The following is a 4,803-nucleotide window of genomic DNA, read 5'->3' as shown; positions in this document are numbered from 1 at the left end:
TTTCGAATTCTTCTTTCAGCGTAAGGTTAATTGTCTGCTGGATATCCATATATTTATTATAGTCATTGTTTTTAACGTAATAAACCACTTCAAAACCAAGGCTGAAATCGCCTGTTCGTCATTCCTGCGGAAGTCGAAGATCCCGCTTTGGCGGTGACAGGAATCCATTACTTTTCATGATAAATATTATTGCTATATAAAAGAAGCAGAAATTTAATGGGATTAGTATAACGGCTGTTTTATAACAACCGATGCCGATGGCAATTTTTGTTATTTAAAAATTTAAAAAAAAGGGGGGGGGGGGGTATAAAGTGCTATTATATTTGATAATTAGAATGTATTGACTTGCAAAATAATTGCTACAACAAGGAGAAAAATGAAAGATATACGGAAATATTTATTTTTAGTAGTTCTTGGAATATTGATGATTTGTTGCGGATGCGTATTAAATAAAAAGGAAATTGCCTCTACAAGAAACATTGTGTCGTTTGATAGATTATTTAAGAAAGAAAAGGAGTATGTTTTGCGACTTCCTGAAATTCCCGAAAACGGTGTAAAACCAACAAAATATGTGTTTTGCGGTATAAATTCTAAAGGAGAGTTTGTAATGATGGAACCGCGGGGTGGATTTGTTTTTTCTCAAGACGGTAAACTTCTGACTACTTTGGGAACTAAAGGCAAAAAGCTGGGGCAATTTATTTATGCGGCCAAGCCAACAATTGGTCCTGCCGATAAAATTTACATATCAGACACTGGAACAAATAGGATAAGCATATTTAACGCTAAAGGCGAACTTATTGATTACTTTAATCCTATAGCTGGTTACATTCCTCTCTCCCCCTTAGTGGTTGATAAAAAAGGAAACATTTATATCTCTGGAAGTATGAAAGAGGATGAAAAATATTATACAATAAGTAAATATGATAGTGCTTTTGAATATATTTCTTCTTTTTGTACAATAAGTGAAAAAGAAGCAAGGAAAGCCGGCTCGGTAAATACCTTTATCGCTTTATCTAAAAACGCTTATATTTATGCTATTCAAAATGGAAGCTATAACATCAAAAAGTATTCTTTAGAAGGGGCATTAATAGAAGAGTTTGGAGATGCCCCCAAATGGTACGTTTCTCCTCCGGAAACTTTGCCACAGGCTTTTACGGATACTACTATTATGAAAACGTTAACTTCTGCACAAAGCGACTCTATCTCTAACCTTTGGATTTCAAGTTGGACATTGACAATTGATTTAGAGATAGCGTTGGATAAGTTTATAATAGTAGAATATGGAAACTTTATTACGGGGAAGTTTTTTTATCAAATATATACTACCAAAGGGAAAAGTCTTATTGGAACTGATAAAACATCGCAATATTATCTTTTAACAACGGACAAAGAAGGTTTTATATATTTTTTAGATTGGGATTATATGAATACTGATGAGCGCGGATACAAAATAATAAAGTGTTCCTTGAATTTATAGAGTTATACAGCTATGATTTTATTAATTTTGTTTTACGTTAATACTTATTCTTACGTTTCTTTTGGGAAGGAAGATTCTACATTACCTAAATTACCGGCGACTATTTTCTGTGATTTTCAAGGAAATAAATACGACTTAAAAGAAAATAAATCCCCGTTTGCACTACTTATTGTTTATTCCCCTCAAAGTTGTGCGAGTTGTTTTAGAGAAAGAATTTTATGGGAAAGGATTGCAAATAAATTTACTCCTGATACATTACAGATAATTGGTATTACTTATGGAGTGGATAAAAAAGAAATAGAAAGTTTTAGCAAAAGGTCGAAATTTGATTTTCTTGTTCTATGGGATTCCATCGCTATCTTAAAAGATAGCTTAAAACTACTTAATAGACCATATAAAATTCTGATTGATAAAACCCAAAATATTATTGACATTGAAATATCTATCTCTTCTGCAGATGCGATGGAAAATTATTTTAAGAAGCTTTGTGTTTTTATACAAAAGGAGGTGGAAAACTCGGTAGAAAAAAGATAGTAGAAAAACTTTAACAATTTTAAAAGAAGTTTTCGGACAAGGAGGAAAGATGAAGAAAAAATTAGGATGGAAGATAGGTTTTTTCTCTCTAATATTTACTATGAATGCTCAAGCGAATATTGCATCTTATTATGTTGGAACTAAAAGCCTAGTTCCACCATTTCCCTGTTGTTGTGATTATTTCTATATTCAACCATGTTATAATTGTGTCAAATACTTTGTGGATAATCCGATTATTCCAATGTCACTGCAGGATCAGGATACATTACGAATCCCTCTTTTAACTACAAATAGTGATGTGTATTATCCCTGTACGCGTGCCTTTAGTCGTGCTACAGATGGACATCAATCACAGATGGCAGTGGAGATATATTCTAGCAACTCAAGAGTGGGCATTGTAACCGTAAACTCTAGCCCTAATGGGGAAGAAGAATTATATAATGTTGGAACGGCAGGATTTATAGAAACATTAATTGATGGGGATACTGTACAATTTTTCTGTAAACCTGATTGGAGAATGAGAATAGTATCTTTGTTGCCGGGAGATTCTGCAAAAATAATTAGACTAACTGAGTTCTATTCAGATTCAGCCCAAGCCGAAAGTCTTTTTACAGAGCTTCTGTATTATTTTAAGCTATTCGTATATACTACCGATTATTTTACTGAAGAATTTAAAGACGGAAACTACGGTATGGCAGAAGAAATTGAAAATTTGAATACTCTTTCGGATTGGGTAGCCAGTAATGTGAATTTTGATTTGTCGACAAAACAAAGTTTTTTAGAGATTCTTTGTGTAAATGATAGAGCTAATGCAGTTACAAAAGGCTTGAAAGAAAACTTTCCAATATGGCAACCTACCAACGTCTATACTGGCACTTCGCTTGGCGATTACTGCCGTGCCCTCGCAATTGGAGACGGGAATAACGATGGTGTCAATGAACTATACGGAACGGGAGATAGGGATAGGGTTTATCAAGGCAAAAAAGTCAGCGGCAACTGGGCGACAACAGACCTTACGGGTGATATCGGTGACGATATGAACGGAATTGCTGTTGGTGACGTTGATACTTCATTCGCCGGGAATGAAATATATGTCGGTGGAGATGATTCCAGATTACAACAAATTAAATGGAATGGCTCAAGCTGGAGTACAACTGTTGTCACAACTTTCGGAGATAATATAAAACAAGTTAGTATTGGCGACGGAAATAATGACGGAATAAGCGAAGTCTATTGCGCATCCCTTAATAATCACGCATACCAGGTAAAGAAAAACGGAAGTTCCTGGACGACTACCGATTTAACTGGTGACTGTGGTGACGATATGTATGCAGTAGCAGTTGGAGATGCAGATTCTACTTTCACGGGGAATGAAGTATATGCAGGAACTAAAGACGGAACTTCTACGAATGGCAGGCTATATGAAATTACATACACTAATGGAGTCTGGACAAAAACTACCATCGCAGATTTAGGCAGCCATATAAATTGGATTTCAGTCGGCGACGGAAATAATGACGAGAAAGGTGAAGTCTATGTTGCCTGTGAAGACGTGCATATTTATCAATTTAGAAAAACAAACGGTTCGTGGGTAAAAACGGATGTCGGAATAGGACAGACGGGGACTGCGGCTAATATGTTTCAGGTAGTAGTTGGCGATGGAAATAACGATGGATACAATGAGGTATTTGGTGTATCGAGAGCAATAGGAACGGGAGATGTAGGTTATGTTTATCAATTCAAATATAATGGCAGTTCTTGGGATAAAATCGAAACAAGTCTTTCAGCTAATCGTGGTTATTTTGCAGTTGCGCTTGGCAATGCAGATCCTGATTTTAATGGAAACGAAGTTTATGGCGCTTGCGATTGGACTGCGGCACCTGAACAATTACCGCATATCTATGAGTTCTGCTGTTTAGGAGGGGATAGTTATTCCGCAATGGGGTATGGTGGCAGTCATAGTAAAATTATCCCGGCGTTGGCGAAAGATTGTGTTTTTGAAATATGGAGCAAGAATCCATCCCGTCCTAACGAGACTACTCTCAAATATTCAGTAATCAGAGAACTTCAAGTAAAAGTTACTCTATATGACGCTTCAGGTAGACTAGTTAAGACTTTATTGAATGAAACGGTAAAGTCTGGCTCTCACACTCTGGCTTTTGATTCAAAAAATTTGGCAAACGGGATATATCTTATACGATTGGAAACAGGAGAATTTAAGGTTACAAAAAAATTGGTTATAATGCGATAAATTATAAGGCGGATAGATTTGTAAAGCCCTTTCTAAAATATATAGAGGGGGCTTTACTTTTTGGGATAAAAAGTAAGGTTATGTAATACCAAGTTGCTAATAATCTGTTTAGTTAGCGTACTTGGAATTATAAGGAGCTCTTTCCGCCTCTGGCGGATTAGAGATTCCTATCCAGTGTGATACCAATAAGCATATAATTTATGTATTTATTTTCACCATTTTGATAGCGGTTTGGTATAAGCTCTTAGAAGACGTTATCCAACTCCGCGAGACTTCTCACTATCAATTTTTCTTTTTTTATCCTGTTTATCTGCGGGCATCTGCGTCCTAAAATTCTCTGTTTTTCTCTGTGCCCTGTTTTGTAAAGAGGCGGAAATGTAATGGGGTTGGCGTTATTAATTCGCTTCTTTATTTACGTATACCGTCTGCGTTGGGTAAGCGAACTCGATTCTGCGCTTTTCGAATTCTTCTTTCAGCGTAAGGTTAATTGTCTGCTGGATATCCATATATTTATTATAGTCATTGTTTTTAACGTAATAAA

The 4,803-nt window shown here is 35.8% G+C and carries 4 protein-coding genes and 1 pseudogene; 3 read left to right on the top strand and 2 right to left on the bottom strand.

Annotated elements, in window-relative coordinates; translation table 11 throughout:
* Positions 1 to 112 (bottom strand): annotated as a pseudogene (locus WC614_13950) (mechanosensitive ion channel family protein).
* A gap of 264 nt (positions 113 to 376) precedes the next feature.
* Here WC614_13950 and WC614_13945 point away from each other — a divergent pair.
* From WC614_13945 to WC614_13935, 3 genes are read left to right on the top strand one after another with little or no spacing between them, the layout of a single operon-like run.
* Positions 377 to 1,477 (top strand): hypothetical protein, encoded by a 1,101-nt coding sequence (locus tag WC614_13945; protein MFA5034106.1) that lies wholly within the window; start codon positions 377 to 379, stop codon positions 1,475 to 1,477.
* Between the two features lie 12 nt (positions 1,478 to 1,489).
* Positions 1,490 to 2,011, top strand: a complete 522-nt coding sequence (locus WC614_13940) for a redoxin domain-containing protein (GenBank protein ID MFA5034105.1) — start codon at positions 1,490 to 1,492, stop codon at positions 2,009 to 2,011.
* A gap of 49 nt (positions 2,012 to 2,060) precedes the next feature.
* Positions 2,061 to 4,262, top strand: a complete 2,202-nt coding sequence (locus tag WC614_13935) for an LON peptidase substrate-binding domain-containing protein (protein ID MFA5034104.1) — start codon at positions 2,061 to 2,063, stop codon at positions 4,260 to 4,262.
* A gap of 395 nt (positions 4,263 to 4,657) precedes the next feature.
* Here WC614_13935 and WC614_13930 read toward each other — a convergent pair.
* A partial coding sequence (locus WC614_13930; protein MFA5034103.1) for a mechanosensitive ion channel family protein occupies positions 4,658 to 4,803 on the bottom strand: 146 nt, incomplete at its 5' end.

It is taken from the genome of bacterium (assembly GCA_041649255.1).
Taxonomy (GTDB): domain Bacteria; phylum Hydrothermota; class UBA3073; order JACQXS01; family JAQTXJ01; genus JAQTXJ01.
The sequence above is the reverse complement of the archived record's forward strand: the minus strand, read 5'-3'. Positions and strand labels throughout refer to the sequence as shown.

What these genes read in the sequence shown, in the direction of transcription:
- WC614_13945 (MFA5034106.1), top strand. Translation starts at nt 377, where the DNA reads ATGAAAGATATACGGAAATATTTATTTTTAGTAGTTCTTGGAATATTG.
- WC614_13940 (MFA5034105.1), top strand. Translation starts at nt 1,490, where the DNA reads ATGATTTTATTAATTTTGTTTTACGTTAATACTTATTCTTACGTTTCT.
- WC614_13935 (MFA5034104.1), top strand. Translation starts at nt 2,061, where the DNA reads ATGAAGAAAAAATTAGGATGGAAGATAGGTTTTTTCTCTCTAATATTT.